This is a genomic window from Arthrobacter sp. Alg241-R88, from assembly GCF_900537115.1.
In the GTDB taxonomy this organism is placed as follows: domain Bacteria; phylum Actinomycetota; class Actinomycetes; order Actinomycetales; family Micrococcaceae; genus Arthrobacter.
On the sequence record NZ_UNRG01000018.1, the window covers coordinates 22,484 to 40,810 of the forward strand.

The window sequence follows — 18,327 nt, forward strand, 5'->3', positions numbered from 1 at the left end:
TCCCCCCGAGGCTTCGACCCGGGGTCGCGCGAGAGGCGGTGCGGCATGACGGACCTTGTCAAGGCCACCGAGGCTGCCATCGCGGCGGCTACCCACTTGGTCGACTCGGACCAGGGTGCGGTTGAGGCGATGCGGGCGCTCGCTCGGAAGATCGACGCCTGGGATCTGATCGTCGCGTGGGCAATCGACGACGTGTCGCACCAGAAGGACGGCGGTCGTCCCGCGGTGCCGGCAAACGACAACGTCTCCATCTCGGCGTACCTCAAGTATTGCGATCAGCTCGGCCTCACGCCGGCTGGTCGCAAGACGCTCGACATCGACAAGGGCGGTGAGTCGGGTGGCAGCAAGCTCGGCAAGCTCCGCTCGGTCCACGGCGGTTAAGCGGAAGCCGGTTGTCGGCTCCGAAACCCCACGTATCTTCACCCCTCCGCTTCGCAACCTGACGCCCAAGACAACTCTCGGGTTCGCGGCCATTGAGTTCGCGGAGGACGTCTGCCAGGTCACGCTCTACCCGTGGCAGAAGTGGTTGCTGGTCCACGCCCTCGAGCTTCATCCCGACGGCGGCTTCCGGTTCCGGACGATCGTTGTACTGGTTGCCAGGCAGCAGGGCAAGTCGATGCTGTCGGTGATTCTCAGCCTGTTCTTCATGTACGTCCTGGGCCGCGAACTGGTTATCGGCACCGCGCAAGACCTCGATGTCGCCGAAGAGATATGGCAGGAAGCCGTCGACCTCATCGAGGAGACACCCGAGCTCGACGCGCTCAAGGAGCGCGTTATCAAGGTCAATGGCAAGAAGGCTGTCGAGCTTTCGACGGGCGAGCGGTACAAGGTCAAGGCCGCGAACCGGCGCGCCGGCCGAGGATTGTCTGGCGAACTGATCTTGCTCGATGAGCTCCGCGAGCACCAGTCGTTCGATGCTTGGGGTGCGATCACCAAGACGACCATCGCTCGCCCGGACGCTCAGGTGTGGGCGCTGTCCAACGCGGGTGATGCGACCAGCCTCGTCCTTCGCTACCTCCGGCAGAAAGCTCACGCCGCGATCGGCGACCCGGATGGAATCACGGACGGCGAAGCGCCTGTCGTGATCGACGACGAAGACTTCGAGGACGACACCGACGACTCCACGCTCGGGATCTTCGAATGGTCGGCCAAGCCTGGCGCCCACACGAAGGACCGCGAGGCGTGGGCGATGGCGAACCCCGCCCTCGGTCACGGCTTCGTTACCGAGCGGACCCTTGCCAGCGCCGAGGCCACCGACCCTGAGTGGGTGTTCCGCACCGAATGCCTGTGCCAGTGGTCGGATGGAACGCTCGAGGGTCCGTTCCCGCCTGGTACATGGGATGCGGGTCGCTTCGACCCCGCGGATCCTCCGCAGATCGTCGGCAACGTCGTCGCGTGCGTGGATATGAGCCAAGATCGGGTCAAGACCTACGTCGCCTTCGCCGGCCACCTCGCGGACGGCACGCCACAAGTCGAGCTGGTTGCTGAACGCGCCGGTTCTGAGTGGGTAGAGGGTTGGCTTCGGGAACGCGCCGGAATCCTGGACGCCGTCACGGGCCAGACTCGCGGTGCCCCGGTTTCGACGCTCATGTCGGACCTGAAAGCGTCGCTTGGCAGCGAAATCCCCGTCGTGGATCTCGGGGGATCGGACCTGACCGGCGCGACCGGCCGCTTCTACGACCTCGTCCGGACCGGCGGCCTGTCGCACAACCCCTGGCCGTCCCTCGACCTTGCCGCCGCCACAGCCGTCCCGAAACTGACGGAGGGCGGCGCGATGTTGTGGGACCGCAAGCGCTCACCTATGGATGTGGCGCCCTTGCAGGCCGCTACCGGGGCAACGTGGCTGCTCACAAGCGGGATGCCAGAGGCACCCAAGGAATCCGTCTATGAGACCCGAGGACTGGTGACGCTGTGAGCCGTAGCCGCGTGCTGAACTCCCGCCTGCGCGACCAGTTCTTGGTGACCACCAAGGATGGCGCGGCCTTCTCCGGACTCCTCTACTCGCACGACGACAAGGCGCTGGTCCTTCGCAACGCGGAAGCCATCGGGGCCAACGAAGACAAGACCAACGTTCCCCTCGACGGCGAGATCATCGTGCTCCTCTCCGACGTCGCATACATGCAGCGCCCATGAGAGGGGAGGTCAGATGTTCCTGAGCAACGGCTCCCTGGTGACCAAGACCCCGGTTTCCCTGACTTCTTCGTCCTGGTTTCCGTCCATGCCGCCGATGTCGACCCACGGCTGGCCGTCGGCCTACGCCGGCATCTATTCGCGCCAGCTTTGGGTCTACGTCGTCACGAACAAGCTGGCGCGGGCCACCGCGCGCCTTCCTCTGCCCGTGTATGAGCGGGCAGAGAAGGGCCGTGAGAAGCGTGACGACCACGACATGGCGAAGCTGCTTCGGCAGCCGAACCCCGGCATGTCTGGCTACGAGCTGTGGTTGTGGACCTCTTCGACGCGCGACATCTACGGCGACACGGCTTGGTTCAAGCGTCGACAGGGCGGACGGGTCGTGGGGCTGTACCCGCTGCACCCGAACTCGCTGACGCACGAGAACGGGCAGTGGAACTTCGACAACGGGAAACTCCGCATGTCGGACATTCCCCGCGAAGACCTCGTCATCTTCAAGCACTTCCACCCCGACAGCCTCCTTCGGGGCATGTCGCCGCTCGAGCCGCTGCGGTCGACGCTTGAGAACGAGTGGAGCGCCCGCGTAGCGACCTCGTCGTTCTGGCAGCGCGGCGCCAGGCCCGGAACCGCTCTCGTGCACCCCTCGACGTTGAGCGAGGCGGCCGGCGAGCGGATCAAGAAGCAGTACGACTCGCTCGCGGCCGGCGCGGAGAACACGGGAGCAACCATTGTCCTAGAAGAGGGCATGGAGCCGAAGACCCTCACCCTAACCGCCGAGGAAGCGCAGTACATCGAGACTCGGAAGCTCAACCGCGAGGAAGTGTGCGCCGCTTACGACGTTCCGCCCCCCGTGGTCCACATCCTCGACCGGGCGACGTTCTCGAACATCACCGAGCAGATGCGGTCCATGTACCGCGACACGATGGGCGGCATCCTCCCCAGTTTCGAGGCGGCCATCGAGACCGACCTCAAGCAGGTCGAGTGGCCCAGCGATGACGTCTACGCCGAGTTCCTGATGGACGAGGTGCTGCGCGGGGACTTCGAGACCCGCCAGGAAGCCCTCGCCAAGGCTGACCACATGACCATCGCCGAGAAGCGCAAGATCGAGAACCTGCCTTTCATCGCCGGCACCGATCGCATCTTCCTCAACACCGCGACCCTCCCGCTCGACGCCATCGACGCGCAGACCGCGGCGACGGAGCGACAGGGCGACGCCCAGCCATCCGCGGACATCATCCCGATCTCGGCAGCTCGGTCAGTGATGGGTCGCCTGTCCTGGCAGCGCAGTCTTGACCAAGTCGACGCGGAAGCGCTCACCGACGGCCTTGATGCGCCCCACCAGGCTGCCGTGAAGGCGGTTCTGGCGGACGAACTCACCAATGGTGGGTCCGTGTCCACGCTGAGGGACCGCGTGCGCTCTATGGGCCGCAAGCAGAGTCGGGCGACGACCGTCAAGGCTCCCGACCTCAGCGTCCATGAGCAGCAGGCCCAGTCGGTTCTCGCCGCATTCTTCGCCAAGCAGGGCGAGGCCGTACTCAGCGCTGGTCGCTTTGACAAGTCCAAGTGGGACGCCGATCTGACCGCCGACTTGCACTTGACCGCACTCAAGGTGTCCGCCGTCGTGGGCAAGAACGCGATGCAGGAGCTCGGATACGACCCGGACGACTACGACGTAGCGCGCACCGTCGCCTTCTTGAAGGCGGTGGCCGCACGCCTCGCCAGCAACATCAACGACACCACGGCGGCACAGTTCGACGACGCGGACGACAAGCACGCCGTCTTCGCGAAGGCTGCCGACTCGCGGGCCACGGGAATCGCTACCGGAGTAACCACCCTCGTCGGCAACTTCGCTCTCCTTGAGGCCGCGAAGCAGGTCGCCTATGACCGTGGCGGTGCGCCTACCAAGACGTGGAACACCGGAACCCGGCCGCGTCCCAGCCATGCCGCGATGTCGGGCCAGACGGTCGGCATCGACGAGACGTTCAGCAACGGCCAGGACTGGCCCGGTTCGGGCGGCGACGCAGACGAGGTCGCCGGCTGCAACTGCACCGTGACCGTGGATTTCTGAGGAGAACACCATGAACGAGACCAAGATGTTCGCCCTCGGCGAAGTCAAGGCGGTCGAGGACGCCGACGGCGACCCGAACGGCGAGTTTGACGTCATCTTGTCGACGCCCGACCTGGATCGGGACGGCGAGGCCATCGACGCCAAGGTGTTCGAGCCCCTGCCCGACCACATCACCTTCGACATCGACCACGGCATGTCCACCGCGACCACGGTCGGCAGTGGTGTCCCGTTCTACGACGGAGACAAGCTCCGCGTGAAGGGCACCTACTCCTCGATCCCTCGCGCCCAAGAGGTACGCACCCTGGTCCGCGAGGGCCACATCCGCACCACCTCGGTCGCCTTCATGGGCGCCGTGCGCGAGGAGAAGGACGGCGTTCCGCACATCGTCAAGGCCGAACTCCTCAACGGCGCCTTCGTCGCCATCCCGTCGAACCGCGGCGCCGTCGTCTTGTCGGCCAAGTCGTTCGAGGAGAAGGCCAGCACCGAGGCCGCCCCGCTCTGCGCCAAGTGCGCCGAGCCCACCGTTTCCACCACCGCCCCCGAGGCCCCCTCCGACGAGGACGGCAAGTCTCCGGCAAGCAACGTGGTCGAGATGGCCCGCATCCGGGCCGACATCGCGCGCCTGTCCCTCGAGGACTGAGCGCACCCACCCAAGCACCCGGCATCACGTCGGGCGCTTCGCCTTGCCCACAGAAAGGGCCACCATGAGCAACGCACGCACCCAGCTCGAGGCAGCCGTCAAGGGACTCGAGAAGTTCGCTGACGACCTCGACGCCGCGGGCACCACGCCCAGCGCCGAAGACCTGTCCAACATCAAGAACCGCATGGCCGAGATCAGCTCCCTCAAGGAGCAGGTCAAGTCCGAGGCCGAGATGGCCGGCAACCTCGCCGACGCCAAGTCGTTCCTCTCCTCGCTTTCCCCCAAGGCCGACGAGGTTAAGTCGGCGAAGGTCGAGCTGACCGAGACCGGCATGCCGATGAACCCCAACGGCAAGACCTTCGGTGAGATGTTCACCGCCTCGCCGGCCTACGAGGACTTCATCGGGCGGTACTCGAAGAACGGCGTCATCCCCAACGCCGTCAAGGGTGTTCAGTCCAGCCCCTTCCAGGCTGACTCCAAGGCCCTCGTCACCGGTCTCTCGTCCACCTCGGCCGGCGCGTTCGTCACCAACGACCGCTACCCGAGCACGGTCGACCTGATCGGCCAGCGCGAGCTCTCAGTGCGGGACCTCGTGACCAAGGGCAGCACCCAGTCGGACACGGTCGAGTACGTCCGCGTGACGTCCAAGACCAACGCCGCCGCCCCCGTCCCCGAGGCGACGTCGGCCGCCAACCCGGCCACCTACAACACCCCGACCGCCGCCGAGGGCTACAAGCCCGAGTCGGCACTGGGTCTCGAGGTCGTGTCGACCACGGTCAAGACGATCGCTCACTGGATCCCGATCACCAAGCGCGCGGCGTCCGACGCCTCGCAGGTCCGGACCCTGATCGACAACTTCCTGCGCTACGGCCTCGAGGAGGAGCTGGAGGACCAGATGCTCTCCGGCGCGGGCACCGGGGAGAACTTCACCGGCATCCTGACCACCTCGGGCATCCAGACCGTCGGCTCGGCCGGCACGGACATCGACGCCATCGTGGACGCCATTGCGGCCGTTCGCGTCACCGGTCGCCGTCGCCCGAACGCCCTGGTCATCAACCCGACCGACTGGTACAGCACGGGCTTCCTCACCGCCAAGGACACCGCGGGGAACTACCTGATCGGCGACCCCCGCGCGTCGATCGACCAGCTCAACACCCTGTGGGGTCTCCGCGTGGTCGTCACCGAGGGGCTTGCCGCGAACACGGCCCTCGTCGGCGACTTCTCACAGGCCGTCCTCTGGGAGCGCGAGGGCGTGTCGCTGATGGTCTCCGACCAGCACAGCGACTTCTTCACCCGCAACCTGCTGGCGATCCTCGCCGAGATGCGCGCCGCGTTCGGCGTGCTGGACCCGCAGGCGTTCTGCACCGTCACCGCGGTCTGATCCGCAACCGAGAGGGTGCGGGGCGGCAATCCCGCCCCGCACCCCACTCAGCCAGGAGGAATCGCATGAGCGAGAAGAACACCGAAGAGACTGGCCCCGTCCCGGCTATGGCCGTGACCCAGCAGGGCTCCACCTTCGCGGAGCGTGCCAAGGCGCGCGCCAAGCAGGTCGAGGCCGACGAGGTGGAGGACAAGGCCGTTTCGTCCGAGAAGTCTTCCACCAAGCGCACGGCCAAGAAGTCCTGACCGATGCCCGACCTTCTGACCGGCGGGCTGACCGCCACCGTCGATGACCGAATCGACGAGGCCGAGGCGCTGGTCCGCTCCTTCTGCGGGTGGCACATCGCGCCGTCCGTCGAGGCGACCGCGTCCGTCATGCCCGCTGGTCGGATCCTCGCCCTCCCGTCCCTCTACGTGACCTCCATCGAAGGCGTAAGCGCCGACGAAGTCCCGCTCGAGGTTGACACGCACTACACCTGGTCAACCGCTGGCGTCATCACGCACGCCGGCACGTGGAGCTGCAACACTCCTGTGGTCGTCGAGTTCACGCACGGCTACGAGAACTGTCCCGCCGAGATCCTGTCTGTGATTCGCGCCGTCGCGCAACGTTCGGTCAGCAACCCCGCCTCGGCGTTGCGCGACCAGGCTGGCCCATTCGCTGTCCAGCACTCGACGAGCGCCACCGGCCAAGCCGCCACCCTCTCCTTGCTTGACGCAGAGAAGGACATCCTGCGGCGTTACCGCATCCCAACGGTGGCCTGATGTTCACCTACGGCGAGACGGTCACAATCCTCACGGCCGGCACGGAGACAGATCCCTACTCCAACAAGCCCGCGGCATCGTGGGAAGTCCTGCCATCCGAGCTCGAGGTCGAAGGCTGCGGAGTCGAGCCCCGTCCGTCCGCCGAGCCGACGCAGGAAGCCCGTAACAGCGTCACGAGCGGCTTCACGCTCTACCTGCCCACGGGCACCGAGATCACCCCGCAGAACCGCGTTGTGGTCCGCGGAGGCACGTACGAAGTCCTCGGAGAGGCTGCGGAATGGGTCAACCCGTTCACCGGTTGGGCTCCCGGCGTCGTCGTCCAAGTTCAGAGGGTGGACGGCTGATGGCCGCTCGGCTCAAGTTGAACTCCCCCGGCATGGCCGACCTGTTGAAGTCTGCTGGCGTCCGTGCCGAGCTCACCGCCCGCGCTCAACGTGTGCTGGCTGCCGCGAAGGCCGACCCGCACGACGACACGGGCGACTACGAGGCTGGTCTGCACATTGAGCAGGACACCACCGACCGTGCTGTGGTCCGCGTCGTCTCGGGCGACCGGAAGGGCCACCTGATGGAAGCGAACTACGGCGTGCTGTCTCGCGCCCTCGACTCCGCTGGAGGTTCCTGATGACGCTCCAGCCTGTTGCCGCTATGCCGATCGACGCCGACGAGTGGTGGCTGGTCTACCTCCGCGGCGCCCTGGTCGGTCGGACCGAGACTTACGCGCAGAACGTGAAGTTTGACCGTCGCGTCCCGAATCCTCGCCCTGCTCGCCTGGTTGTCGTTCGCAAGGACGGCGGCAGCTTGACGGGCCTTCTGGACAGCCCGCGCGTGTCCATCGACGTGTGGCACGACATGTCCCCAATGGGCGAGAAGTACGCCACCGACCTGTCGCGGCTGCTGCTGGCTCTCGCGTTCGACGCGCCGGGCACCAACGGGTGTGTGCGAGTGCAGCACTTGTCCGGCCCTGTAGACGTCGCGGACCCGTCTGGGCAGCCGCGCCGACAGTCCCTGATCGAGGCGACCCACCGCGTCGCCGTCCTCACCTAGGAGAAGTCGTGGCTTACAAGATGACCCACCCTGACAGCGACCAGACCATCGAGGTCGAGAAGTCCGCTGTCGAGATGTACGAGTCGCAGGGCTGGGAGACCGCCCCGACCGCCAAGACGCCCGCGAAGCAGGACGACAAGTAACACCCCACCATCGCCGCCCGCGCCGGCACCTCACAGCGGTCTGACCGCACACCACCAAGGAGATCCACATGGCGAACGACCAGACCAAGGTCGGCGTTGCGGTCACGGGGCAGATCTATCGCGGCGCACTGGCGACCGCGGCCCCGACCTCGCAGGCGTCGGCGCTCAATGTCGGCTTTGTCGACCTCGGCTACATCGGCGAGGGCGGTGTGACGTCGGCCATCCCGGCGTCGGGCGACTCAACCTCCCTCAAGGCGTGGCAGAACGGTGCGACGATCCGCATCCTCCGTTCCCCGTCCGAGGACCCCGCGACGTTCTCGTTCGTGGCCCTCGAGACCAACAAGACCGTTGTCGAGTCCTGGGCCGGCGCGACCGTCACCCAGACCGCCACGGAGGGCACCTACACCCTCAACACCACCGCGACCCGAACCCACTACTCGTGGGTGATCGACGTCGTGGACGGTGCCGAGCTGGAGCGGGTCTACATCCCCGACGGCGTGGTGTTCGAGGTGGGTGACCGCGTGTACGCCAACCAGGAGCCCATCGGCTACGAGATGACCATCTCGGCCGAATACAACTCCGGCATCACCGGCAACGCGAAGGTCTGGTCGACCCGGCTCAAGACCTGATCCGTATCCCCCTAGTCGCCCTGCCTGGCCCCGCGCGGGTGGCCGGGCAGGGCTCTCATTCACCCGCGCAACCTTCCGCGCAAGGAGCAAGTCATGGCATTCGAGAAGTTCCACTGGACGTCCCCTGCGGGCGTCGAAATCACCCTCCCGCACATGAAGAGCATCAAGGCGGGAGTTCTGCGCCGTCACCGCAAGGAAGATCCCGTCGACTTCATCTTCTCGCTCCTCGAGGAGACGTCCGACGCCGAGATGCTGGCGGCGGTCGACAGTCTGGACTTTGCCGACCTTGAAGACCTCACCGCGAAGTGGCAGTCCGGCGTCAGCCTGGGGGAATCCTCGGGCTCCTCGACCTGATCGAGGAGCACCGCGCAGCACTGCGCTACGACTGGCGTACCCGCTTCCACATGAGTCTCGATTCCGTCCCCGCCGAGATGGGATGGGATGAAGCGCTCGACCTCGTCCGCATCATTCGCGCCGACCCCTCGTCGCAGCTCGTCACGGCGATCGAGGGTTGGTCGCATCCGCTGTCCCGCGAGGCCTTGATCCTCACAGACCTGGTCGACGTGCAGGGCGGCTCGAAGTACAAGGGATGGAAGCCATACCCGCGGCCATTCAAGACAGATGGGGTGGAGACGCACCGCCGAGGCAACGCCGCCGGCCGTACTCCCGAGCAAGTGAAAGAACTTCTCCGCACGGGATTCGGCCAGCCCGAAAGACCGCCGGCATAGCAACCCCAAGGAGGCGTCATGGCTGAGATCGCTAGCGCCTATGTTTCACTCATGCCCTCAGCGAGAGGGTTCGGCAAGCAGCTCGACTCGCAGATCAGTGGCGACATCGACGCCTCCGGCAAGAAGGCTGGCTCCAAGTGGGGCGACGCACTCAAGGCCGGCGCGATGGCTGGAGCCGCCGCGCTCGGAGTTCTGGTCGCGAAGACCCTCGGGGACTCCATCTCCGCGGCATCGCAGGCCGAGCAGGCCGTCGGCGGCGTCCAGTCCGTGTTCGGCAAGTACGCCGACTCTGTGCTCGAGGACAGCAAGAAGGCTGCGCAGGGTCTCGGCCTGTCCGCCGCTGCCTACAACGAGCTCATCACCGTCTCGGGCGCCATGCTCAAGAACAAGGGGCTCGAGGACTTCGCAGAGCAGTCGAAGAACCTCCTTGTTGTCGGTGCAGACCTTGCCGCCCAGTTCGGCGGGTCGACGAAGGAAGCCGTCGACGCGCTCAACGCAGCCATGCGCGGCGAGTCGGATCCCATCGAGCGGTACGGCATCAGCCTCAACGAGACAGCCGTCAACGCAGTGTTGGCGGCAAACGGGCAGACCAAGCTCACTGGGGCCGCCCTCGAGCAGGCCAAGGCCCAGGCGCGGCTCTCGCTCATCACGCAGCAGTCGGCGGACGCTCAAGGCGCTTTCGCGCGGGAGTCCGACACCCTCGCCGGTCAGCAGCAGCGCCTTGGGGCAGAGTGGGACAACCTCAAGGTCACGCTAGGCGCGGCGCTGCTTCCGGCACTCACCGAAGGCGCCGGGGCCGTGCGCATCCTGGTCAAGAACTTCGGCACCGTCGGCCCCGTCTTGGCGACGGTGGTCGCCGGGATTGTGGCATTCAAGGTCGCCTCCCTCGCATCGGCCGCTTCGTCCGCTGTCATGGCGGCCGGGATGACCGGCGCGACCGGTGCGACGTGGTCCCTCAACGCTGCTCTTCGCGCCAACCCGATCGGCATCGTGGTCACCGCGCTCACCGTGCTGGCCGCGGGGCTCGTGTTCGCCTACAAGAAGTCAGACACCTTCCGAAGCGTGGTCGACAAGGCGTTCTCGGCAGTGAAGACCGCCGGCTCGGCGCTTGGTGCAGCCATCGGCGTCGCGTTCTCTGGCATCAAAATAGCGATTGAGGCCGTTGGCAAGGCTGGCACGTGGCTCTGGAACAACGCTCTCCAGCCGGCCTTCAAGCTGATCGTCCAGGGCGTGGCTTTCCTTCTGGATATGTGGGCCAAGATGCTCGGCGCCCTCGGCAAGGTTCCCGGCTTCGGCTGGGCGAAGGACGCCTCGGAAGCGATGGGCGATGCCGCCGAGAAGGCGCGCGACGTCGCGGACGGCATCAAGAAGATCGATACCAACAAGGCTGTCACTATCACGGTGACAACCATCTACAAGGAGCGCAACGCGGCCAAAGAGGGGAGCATGAATCCCGAGCTGGGCTTCAGCGGTCGCGGCGCGCTCCCGTCCAGGTCCGAACGCGACTCGCTCATGGAGGAGTACGGGCGTGGCGCGATGGATGCGCTGGGCAAGGGCTTCGCGAAGGGCGGGCAGAAGACCCGCGAGCAGTTGACCAAGCAGCTCGACAAGCTCAAGGGCAACCTGTCGACGCTTCGTGATTCGTTTGCCTCACTGGCCGAGTCGGTCAGCAGCGCGTTCACTGGGGACCTGTTCACCGTCCCCGAGGGGTCGACCTTCATTGACAGTCTCCTGACCAAGAAGGCTGAACTGACGAGCCTCCTGGCGTCGTTCAAGACGCTCCAAGGCTGGGGTCTGTCGCCGTCGTTCCTGTCGCAGTTGTTCGCCTCCGGTAACGGCGCGCTCATCACCGAGCTCGCCGGCATGGGGCAGGCGGGTGCAACCAGCGCGGCCAACCTGTTCGGCGAGGTCACGAGCCTCGGCACCCAGCTCGGCGGTGCGGTCGCAACCAACGAACTTGGGCCGAACATCGACAACGTCCGAGCGGAGATCGGCAAGTTGCGCGACGACATGAAGGACGCGCCCAAGAAGACCGGCAAAGCGACGGCCGATGCGCTCAAGGACATCCGCCTCGTGATCGAGGGCGGAAACCCCGGCCAGCGCGCCTACCTGAGAACAGGGAAGTAGGAACTAGTGCCCGCGCTCATCCAGTTCGTCGACAGCATCTCGGCCACCCCGACGGTTCGCCTCGACATCAATGACGCCACGGCGTGGTTCTGCCAGAACTTCTCGGCTCCCCCGCCCCGCCTCCGTCGCAGCGAGTCGTCGAACTCGATGCGTGACGGTGGCGTGGTGTCGGCGTCGTCGTACGAGAACCGGACGCTCGAGGTCGAGCTGACGTTGGTGAACGCCTCGACTGAGGACGCGGCGGCGACGGAGATGCAGAAGTTGTGGCGCGAACTCGACCGGCCGACGAACTACCTCCGCTATCAGCGTGAGGGCATGACCAAGCCGGTGTTCTTCCGCCTGTTCCGTTCGGATGCTGCGGACCTCGAGGAGCTGTGGACGACCCCGATCGCCCGCAACATCACCCTCGAACTCGTGGCCGAGCCGTTCGCGCTGGGTCTGCGGGAGTCCCTGGGTCCGTACACGGTTACGAACGATCCTGCCGCGGGCTCCAACGGCTGCTACTTCGACGTGACGGGCGTGATCGGCGACGTACGCGCCCCGGTAATCGTGCATGATGCCAGCCGCACCGTAGGGCATGGGATCCTTGCGTCTCGGAGCCGCGGGACACCGTCGGACCTGGTGTGGTTCAAGCAGCTCGAGGGCACGAACGTTGTGCTCGGGACGGACACCACGAACCCCGGCGGTGGCCCCGATGCGACCATGTCGGGCACCGGAACCAACAACTACGTCCGTACGTCGTTCACCACGAACGCGACGATGGTGGCGCGGGTCGAGTGGCAGGCGTTCAACGAGCTCACCACCTCTGCCCAGCGCCTCGCCATCCGCGGCATGTACCGGATGGTCGTCGTGGTCCGCCGAAGCGACAGCACCTCTGACATCAACATCAAGTTGCAGACCGGCGTCTCGACGGTCGTGCCGAAGACCACCGCCCGGCAGATGGTCGACGTCGGGATCGTTCATATCGGCACCCGGCAGGGGACGTCGGTGGGTTACGGCGTCGACGGCGCCGGCACGGTGCCCGAGGGGCAGCAGCTCCAAGCCGAGCGGACGTCGGGCGCGGGCACACTCGACTGGGACTGCCTGTTCCTCGTCCCCGCCGACGAGCAGCAGTTGCAGTGGGTCCAAACGAACTTGGTTGGCACCACCCTCGACACCCTGATCGATGGCGTCCGGAACACTGTCACGTCGCTTGACGGCGCCACACTCCCGACTGCGGCGAACCCGATCCTGTGGCCTACGGCGGTCACCGTGTCCGGCGCGTTCCCTGCCGTCTCGCCGGGCGTGACCAACCGCTTCTACTACCTCCAGGCGGTTTCGCAGTCTGGCGCGATGACGAAGGGCAACACCTCGTCGTTCACGCTCTACTACTGGCCGAGCTACCTGCACGTGAGGCCGGTGACGACGTGAGTCTTGCTGTGCCGCTGACCGTGACCGTGGGCGGTGTCGACATCACCCGCGAGATCCAGTCGATGTCTTTCCGCAAGGAAGCGATCGGCGGCGTCCGTTCGATCGCCTTCTCCCTCTCGCGTTCACTGACCGACCTCAATGGGCTCGACCCGCTGGCGAAGGTCGTCGTCTCTGATGGCCGCAACGCGATGCCCATCGCCGAGGGCCGGTTCAGTGACTCGGGCCGCAGTGCAGATGCGAGCGGCCAGCGCTGGGACTGCGTCGCCTTCGGCCCCGCTCAGCACGCCTCTGACATCACCACCCCTTTGATCTACGTTGACACGTCACTTGAGGGCTGGGTGTTCCACGTGATCGAGCTCTCCGGTGCGGGGGCCACGTTCCAGGCGTCCGCTGCGCCAGGCGTGACGGCTGGACTGCAAGGCCTCGTCGCGGCATGGGAAGATGGAACCCTCGTCGCGACCAATAGTGCCGTTTCGATCCGCTACAGCCGGATCATGGATGCTGGCATGAAGGTCGCCCGGCTCGCCTACAACTGGGGCGCGGGTGTCACGGCTGCCGGCTGGGTGCTGGAGGCGATCTACTCCACCGACGGCAACTGGGCCGGGTCTGATGTCGGCACCCCCGACGCGTTCAACGTCGCCGGTGGAACCCGTGCGGCCGTGGTCGTCACAAACTTCGCGAACGGGCGCAACGTCGCCGACATCCGCACCAGGTGGAACGCTGGCGCCGCGACCGTGACCGGGTCGACAACCTGGGTTTACACGACGCCCCCACAGGTGGAGGCGTTGCGTCTGAACAAGTCGGGCGTCGAGGTGACCACCGGATACGCCGGATTTATCTACCCGCATCAGATCGTCGAGGACCTGTTGGGCCGACTGCTTCCCGAGTTCGACGGCGCCGGTGCGACGGTCAACCAGGGCAGCACGTTCCCCATCACACAGATGGCCTACCCCGACGGCGTGACAGCCACGCAAGTCCTCGAGGACTTGATGGGGTTCGCCCCGGCTTACCGTTGGTACACCCTGCCATCGGCCAGCGATGCTGGATATCGGTTCGCGTGGGAGCCGTGGCCGGCGGAGGTCAGGTACGAAGCGACTCTCGACGATGGCGGCTCCTTTCCGCTGTCAACGCAGAACGTCTACAACGAGGTGATCGTGCTCTGGCGCGATGAGGCGGGGCGCACCCGCACGACCGAGCGCACTCTCGCCTGCGCGCTTCTGGATAAGCACAGCCTCATCCGAAAGACGATGATCAACCTCGGCAGCGAGGCCGGCACGCTCGCTCAGGCGCAAGCCGCGGGCGACAACTTCCTCGCCGCCCACAATGTCCCGCAGAACTCCGGCACCCTGTCGGTCGCCCGCCCGATCCGCGACGTCATCACGGGCGCAATGGTGAACCCGTGGGAACTCGAGGCCGGCGAGCTTGTGCGGGTCCAGGGCATTGAAGCGTACCCAGACGCGTTCAATGCCAGCGCCAATGACGGTCTCGGAGTGTTCCGCATCCACGCCGTCGACTACAACGCCGAAGAGAACATGGCGACACTGGCGCTCGACTCGGACCCGCGGGAAACGGAAGACAAGCTGGTCGCCTTGACGAACCAGAGGACCCGCGCCTGACGTCCTACCGCTTTACCCGCACGGCGCTCCACTGCGACACGCCGTCGCCGATAGCGCGAACCTTGCAGCGAGCGGCTGTTCCGCGAACGGTCACCTTCGCTCGCTTCGTGACAGCCGACCGAGGGCCGCACTTGACCCGATAGGACTCCGCACCTTCAACCCGCTGCCACCGAACCACGACGCGAACGCCCCTCTGGTCGGCGCGGACCTTTGCGGGCCGGGCCAACCTGCCGGCGGGAGTGTTCGTCCCGACCTCGGGCTGGGTCACGGCGGGCGGCACCGCTGACGCCTCGGGGGTCACGGGCGACGCGGGGGCCGGCGCGGGCGGCGGGAGCAGCGGTGTCAGCGCATCCACGACCACGTCGGCCAACTTCTGCTCGCCAGCGAGCGTCGGGTGGACGGCGTCGTAGGTGTCGACACCTCGCGTCCACGCCGCAACTTCGGTCGTCGTGATCTGCGACTCGGTCGTGCTCAACTCGGCAGCCAGTCCGGGCAATGCCGCGTTGTACCAATCGACACGATCGCCCTCCCACCGTTGGGGCAGGGTGCCGAGCACGATGTCAACGTCAGGCTTGGCCTCGCGCGCCGCGGTGACGAACTCGTTGACGTGCTCGACGAGGCGCATCCATTCGGCATCGCCGTAGCGGTACGAGTAGTCGTTGATGCCCAGCGTCTCCACGATCACGTCGGGCTGCTGCGCCTCCACCAGCTCGCCGATCGTGGGCGCCTCGGTGTCAAGGTGAAGCGCCTCCCACATGGTCACGCCCCAGCGGGCGGCGTGGTCCTGGTCGAAGTTCGGGTTGGCGTACGTGCCATCCGAGTTCCGGGGTCCGTCGACGTTCAGCTTGGTTCCGCGATAAGGACCGACGAAGTCCACGTTGTACCGCTCTTGGGCGAGACGTTGCGCGGCGAAGTAGCGCCACGAGTAGTCGCCGTCCTTGCCCTGTGTCACCGAGTCTCCGACAACGAGGATGCGAGGCGGCTCGTTCGCGTGCGCGGGCGTGGGTGCCACGGTCACAGCGCAAGCCGTTGTGGCGATGCCGGCCGCTACGGCAGCGATGAGCGTCTTCACGGTTTCCCCCGGTTGTTGTGTGTATCAACCGTAACCCGTCCCACCGACATTGACGTCGGTAATCCCACCTATCTTCGCTGAAACAAGGAAGCGGCCCCCGTCAGCGCATCACCGACGAGGGCCTTCCCCGCGCGACTGGCTGCCACCAGTTTGTGCGCGAGGTGGCATGACCCTATTGCCCACCAGCCATCCCACGCATCGGGAGAACTACGTAGAGGGGCATATTTCCCATGACCGAAGGCCAGCCCCCGATCCCCCGACCCGGCACGTTCCTCTTCGCGGCTGCTTTCGTCATAGCGATGGCGTTCAACCTCTACTGGGACGCCACGCACGCTGACTACTCGGGCGAGAAGGTCACGATCTTTCTGGGCACTGCCGCGCTCCTCGTCCTCGGTGTGGACGTCGGCAAGATGATCGGACGTCGGTGATGTCTGAGTTGATCCCAGTGCAGCAGTTGCTTACTACCGGCATCCCGGCATTCGTTGTGGGTGTTCTCGTCGGCCGCTACCAAGAGCGCCACAAGGAGAAGATGGGCATGAGGGACTTCGCCAACACGTACCGCCTGTGGTACGACCGGTGGGCACCTGTCGTGGTGACTGCGGTCGCTATCCTCGCGGTCGTCGGGATCTGGATTGGTGCTGCTGCCACGATCACGAACGCGCAGCAGGACCGTCGTACGGATGCCGCGAACACGGCGGTGCAGAAGTGCTTTGACCGTTACGCGCAGGCTCAGTCGTCGTCGTCGAAGGCTGTGCGGGTGGCGTCGGAGGCGAAGGACATCGCTACCGCTGCCCGGGATGATGCTCTGAACCGTGAGGGGCGGGCGTTCAAGGCGTTGGTTCGGAAGATCCTCAACGACACTGTGACCCCTGATGATGTGCAGCACCTTTATGCGACGCTCGACGAGAGGGACGCTGCGGGCCGGCGACTTGATGCCGCGCAGGCTGAGCTCGATCGTGCGCGTGAGGAGAACCCGGTGCCTTCTGCGCCGTCCGAGTTCTGTTCCGTCAAGCCGTGACTAGGCCCGCACCGACCTGCCCGACTTGCCACACCCCGCTCGAGCGCACCCGCCACGGCTGGGAATGCGACAACTGCGACTGAGGCACATCGCTTCATCTGACGGCTATTCAGGTCTCGGCTTCACCCGGAGGCGCCCGTGGATGTGCCGCTGTCCCGCCAACCGTCGTGCCGTTTCTGCGGTTGCGAGGAGCACGTGTTCTCGCGCTGCCTGAGTGAAATCGGGGACGGCCTGTGCCCGTGCCCACCGAAAAGGCCGACGGGCTGTTACGACTAGGGCCGCCACTCGTCCTTAAAATCCGGGTGGTCGGCGTAGGGCAGGGCGAGTTCGCCCAAGATGCCGTGCGCGAGGTGGGTTGAGGGCATGGCGTAGTCGACCGCCGAGCACCGCTCCACGATCCGCCGCTTGGCCTCGCACTCAGCCAGCGCCCGCTCGGGCTCGATGCAGAGCAGGTTGTACTCGTCGTGCCACGACAACTTCCAGACCTCGAATGGACGATGCCACGGATCCTCGTTCTGCCGACGCACGAACTCCGCGCGCGCCTCGTCGTCATCGATCCGGGCGTGCAGGAAGTCGGTCAGGGTCATCGTGTGTACCGCCGCAGGAACTTGCGCAGGGCTTCGGTCAGCGTCTCGCCGCGTTCCTCGGCCCGCTTCTTCGCAGCCTCCCAAAGCTCGTCGTCGACGCGGAATGAGTGAAGGGGCGTCTTCCCGACTGAGCGCACTTGGTTGTAGCGCGGGCGCTCCGAGTCGATAGCGACCTGCTCAGCCTCTCGCGCCTCCTCGCGTGTCTCGAAGTGGGCGACCGTCATTGAGCTCATCTCCTTCCACCAGGGCTTTGAGCCCTCGTGTGCCTTGGTTCGGGTCGGCAGATTGCCGGTGATTCCGACATACAGCAGATCCCCCTTCGAGTCGTAGAACCGATAGACCGCGCACGGGTCTGTGGGCAGTTGCGTCATAACAGCGAGTATAACACCGGAGGTCCCTATGTGGCGCGTAGCCCGCTCACTTGACGCACTGCTCGGCGAAGTCAACGCCCACGCCCCACGCCGCAACAAGGCGTCAGACGGGTCCATCGGTGACGCCGCCCACGCGACGCGCTCGAGCGACCACAACCCCTGGGTTGTCTTCGGCGGTCAGGGCATCGTCCGGGCTCGCGACTTCACCCACGACCCAGCCAACGGGCTCGACTGCCAAGACCTCGCGAACGCCCTCGCGTCACTCATCGCGGTTGGCGGACACCCCGCCTGCCGGTCCGGTGCCTACGTCATCTGGCGCGGACGGATCTACTCGTTCGACCGCAGGCACGAAGGCTGGCGTCCGTACTCGGGATCCAACCCGCACAACCACCACCTCCACCTTTCGGTCGCCACCGACCCCGCCGGCTTCGACTCGATCCTTCCGTGGGGCGTGTTCGTGGACCCGAAGCGTGAGGAGCGGCTGGGGAAGCTCGAGGCCAGCCGTAAGCGCAAGGCGAAGTGGCAGCGGTGGGTCAAGCGGGCCAACAAGAACATCGCGCGACTCAAGAGGCTGACGAAGTGATCCTGTGGCACGCCAACCT

General features: G+C 66.0%; 24 protein-coding genes. 21 read left to right on the forward strand and 3 right to left on the reverse strand.

Annotation, left to right across the window (positions count from 1 at the left end):
- Positions 1-45 precede the first annotated feature (45 nt).
- The 18 genes from G6R19_RS20025 to G6R19_RS20105 all read left to right on the forward strand — a co-directional run bounded on the left by G6R19_RS20025 (position 46) and on the right by G6R19_RS20105 (position 14,677).
- Positions 46-381 carry a hypothetical protein gene (locus tag G6R19_RS20025; protein WP_163168096.1) on the forward strand — a complete coding sequence of 112 codons (336 nt, stop codon included), beginning with the start codon at positions 46-48 and terminating at the stop codon, positions 379-381.
- On the forward strand, positions 338-1,915 hold the full coding sequence (locus G6R19_RS20030; RefSeq protein WP_163168097.1) for a terminase large subunit: 1,578 nt from the start codon (positions 338-340) through the stop codon (positions 1,913-1,915). Before G6R19_RS20025 ends, G6R19_RS20030 begins: the two co-directional genes overlap by 44 nt.
- Positions 1,912-2,133: a hypothetical protein gene (locus tag G6R19_RS20035; RefSeq protein WP_163168098.1), complete on the forward strand. Its 222-nt coding sequence runs from the start codon at positions 1,912-1,914 to the stop codon at positions 2,131-2,133. Before G6R19_RS20030 ends, G6R19_RS20035 begins: the two co-directional genes overlap by 4 nt.
- A 13-nt stretch (positions 2,134-2,146) precedes the next feature.
- Positions 2,147-4,198, forward strand: coding sequence for a phage portal protein (locus G6R19_RS20040; RefSeq protein WP_163168099.1), 2,052 nt, complete (start codon positions 2,147-2,149; stop codon positions 4,196-4,198).
- 10 nt (positions 4,199-4,208) lie between these two features.
- Entirely contained in the window at positions 4,209-4,838 is a 630-nt protein-coding gene (locus G6R19_RS20045) for a hypothetical protein (RefSeq protein ID WP_163168100.1), read from the forward strand.
- A 43-nt stretch (positions 4,839-4,881) separates the two neighbouring features.
- On the forward strand, positions 4,882-6,219 hold the full coding sequence (locus G6R19_RS20050) for a phage major capsid protein (RefSeq protein ID WP_163168101.1): 1,338 nt from the start codon (positions 4,882-4,884) through the stop codon (positions 6,217-6,219).
- A 65-nt stretch (positions 6,220-6,284) separates the two neighbouring features.
- Positions 6,285-6,464 carry a hypothetical protein gene (locus tag G6R19_RS20055; RefSeq protein ID WP_163168102.1) on the forward strand — a complete coding sequence of 60 codons (180 nt, stop codon included), beginning with the start codon at positions 6,285-6,287 and terminating at the stop codon, positions 6,462-6,464.
- A 3-nt stretch (positions 6,465-6,467) separates the two neighbouring features.
- The gene (locus G6R19_RS20060; protein WP_163168103.1) at positions 6,468-6,980 is read left to right on the forward strand and encodes a hypothetical protein; all 513 of its coding nucleotides are present in this window, start codon (positions 6,468-6,470) and stop codon (positions 6,978-6,980) included.
- The gene (locus G6R19_RS20065) at positions 6,980-7,324 is read left to right on the forward strand and encodes a hypothetical protein (RefSeq protein ID WP_163168104.1); all 345 of its coding nucleotides are present in this window, start codon (positions 6,980-6,982) and stop codon (positions 7,322-7,324) included. Before G6R19_RS20060 ends, G6R19_RS20065 begins: the two co-directional genes overlap by 1 nt.
- On the forward strand, positions 7,324-7,602 hold the full coding sequence (locus G6R19_RS20070; protein WP_163168105.1) for an HK97 gp10 family phage protein: 279 nt from the start codon (positions 7,324-7,326) through the stop codon (positions 7,600-7,602). The genes G6R19_RS20065 and G6R19_RS20070 overlap by 1 nt, the downstream gene beginning before the upstream one ends.
- Positions 7,602-8,024, forward strand: a complete 423-nt coding sequence (locus tag G6R19_RS20075) for a hypothetical protein (protein ID WP_163168106.1) — start codon at positions 7,602-7,604, stop codon at positions 8,022-8,024. Before G6R19_RS20070 ends, G6R19_RS20075 begins: the two co-directional genes overlap by 1 nt.
- Before the next feature lie 8 nt (positions 8,025-8,032).
- The gene (locus G6R19_RS20575; protein WP_275898085.1) at positions 8,033-8,167 is read left to right on the forward strand and encodes a hypothetical protein; all 135 of its coding nucleotides are present in this window, start codon (positions 8,033-8,035) and stop codon (positions 8,165-8,167) included.
- A gap of 68 nt (positions 8,168-8,235) precedes the next feature.
- Positions 8,236-8,796, forward strand: coding sequence for a hypothetical protein (locus tag G6R19_RS20080; RefSeq protein ID WP_163168107.1), 561 nt, complete (start codon positions 8,236-8,238; stop codon positions 8,794-8,796).
- Positions 8,797-8,889: 93 nt separating this feature from the next.
- Positions 8,890-9,150 carry a hypothetical protein gene (locus G6R19_RS20085; protein WP_163168108.1) on the forward strand — a complete coding sequence of 87 codons (261 nt, stop codon included), beginning with the start codon at positions 8,890-8,892 and terminating at the stop codon, positions 9,148-9,150.
- On the forward strand, positions 9,102-9,524 hold the full coding sequence (locus G6R19_RS20090) for a hypothetical protein (protein ID WP_205484691.1): 423 nt from the start codon (positions 9,102-9,104) through the stop codon (positions 9,522-9,524). The genes G6R19_RS20085 and G6R19_RS20090 overlap by 49 nt, the downstream gene beginning before the upstream one ends.
- A 51-nt stretch (positions 9,525-9,575) precedes the next feature.
- Positions 9,576-11,651: a hypothetical protein gene (locus G6R19_RS20095; RefSeq protein ID WP_163168110.1), complete on the forward strand. Its 2,076-nt coding sequence runs from the start codon at positions 9,576-9,578 to the stop codon at positions 11,649-11,651.
- Between the two features lie 6 nt (positions 11,652-11,657).
- Positions 11,658-13,061 (forward strand): hypothetical protein, encoded by a 1,404-nt coding sequence (locus G6R19_RS20100; RefSeq protein ID WP_163168111.1) that lies wholly within the window; start codon positions 11,658-11,660, stop codon positions 13,059-13,061.
- Complete coding sequence (locus tag G6R19_RS20105; protein WP_163168112.1) at positions 13,058-14,677, forward strand: hypothetical protein; 1,620 nt, start codon at positions 13,058-13,060, stop codon at positions 14,675-14,677. Before G6R19_RS20100 ends, G6R19_RS20105 begins: the two co-directional genes overlap by 4 nt.
- Positions 14,678-14,681: 4 nt before the next feature.
- Here the strand turns inward: G6R19_RS20105 and G6R19_RS20110 are convergent, their stop codons facing one another.
- Positions 14,682-15,749, reverse strand: a complete 1,068-nt coding sequence (locus G6R19_RS20110) for a GDSL-type esterase/lipase family protein (RefSeq protein WP_163168113.1) — start codon at positions 15,747-15,749, stop codon at positions 14,682-14,684.
- Positions 15,750-15,979: 230 nt separating this feature from the next.
- Here G6R19_RS20110 and G6R19_RS20115 point away from each other — a divergent pair, with 230 nt between their 5' ends.
- Together G6R19_RS20115 and G6R19_RS20120 are read left to right on the forward strand one after the other, a co-directional pair.
- Positions 15,980-16,177, forward strand: a complete 198-nt coding sequence (locus G6R19_RS20115) for a hypothetical protein (RefSeq protein WP_163168114.1) — start codon at positions 15,980-15,982, stop codon at positions 16,175-16,177.
- On the forward strand, positions 16,177-16,767 hold the full coding sequence (locus tag G6R19_RS20120) for a hypothetical protein (RefSeq protein WP_163168115.1): 591 nt from the start codon (positions 16,177-16,179) through the stop codon (positions 16,765-16,767). Before G6R19_RS20115 ends, G6R19_RS20120 begins: the two co-directional genes overlap by 1 nt.
- Positions 16,768-17,039: 272 nt before the next feature.
- Here the strand turns inward: G6R19_RS20120 and G6R19_RS20125 are convergent, their stop codons facing one another.
- A complete protein-coding gene (locus tag G6R19_RS20125; protein WP_163168116.1) occupies positions 17,040-17,354 on the reverse strand; it encodes a DUF6221 family protein in 315 nt (104 codons plus the stop codon).
- On the reverse strand, positions 17,351-17,725 hold the full coding sequence (locus G6R19_RS20130; RefSeq protein ID WP_163168117.1) for a GIY-YIG nuclease family protein: 375 nt from the start codon (positions 17,723-17,725) through the stop codon (positions 17,351-17,353). Before G6R19_RS20130 ends, G6R19_RS20125 begins: the two co-directional genes overlap by 4 nt.
- A gap of 28 nt (positions 17,726-17,753) precedes the next feature.
- Here G6R19_RS20130 and G6R19_RS20135 point away from each other — a divergent pair, with 28 nt between their 5' ends.
- The gene (locus tag G6R19_RS20135; protein ID WP_163168118.1) at positions 17,754-18,308 is read left to right on the forward strand and encodes a hypothetical protein; all 555 of its coding nucleotides are present in this window, start codon (positions 17,754-17,756) and stop codon (positions 18,306-18,308) included.
- The last annotated feature ends 19 nt before the right edge of the window (positions 18,309-18,327 follow it).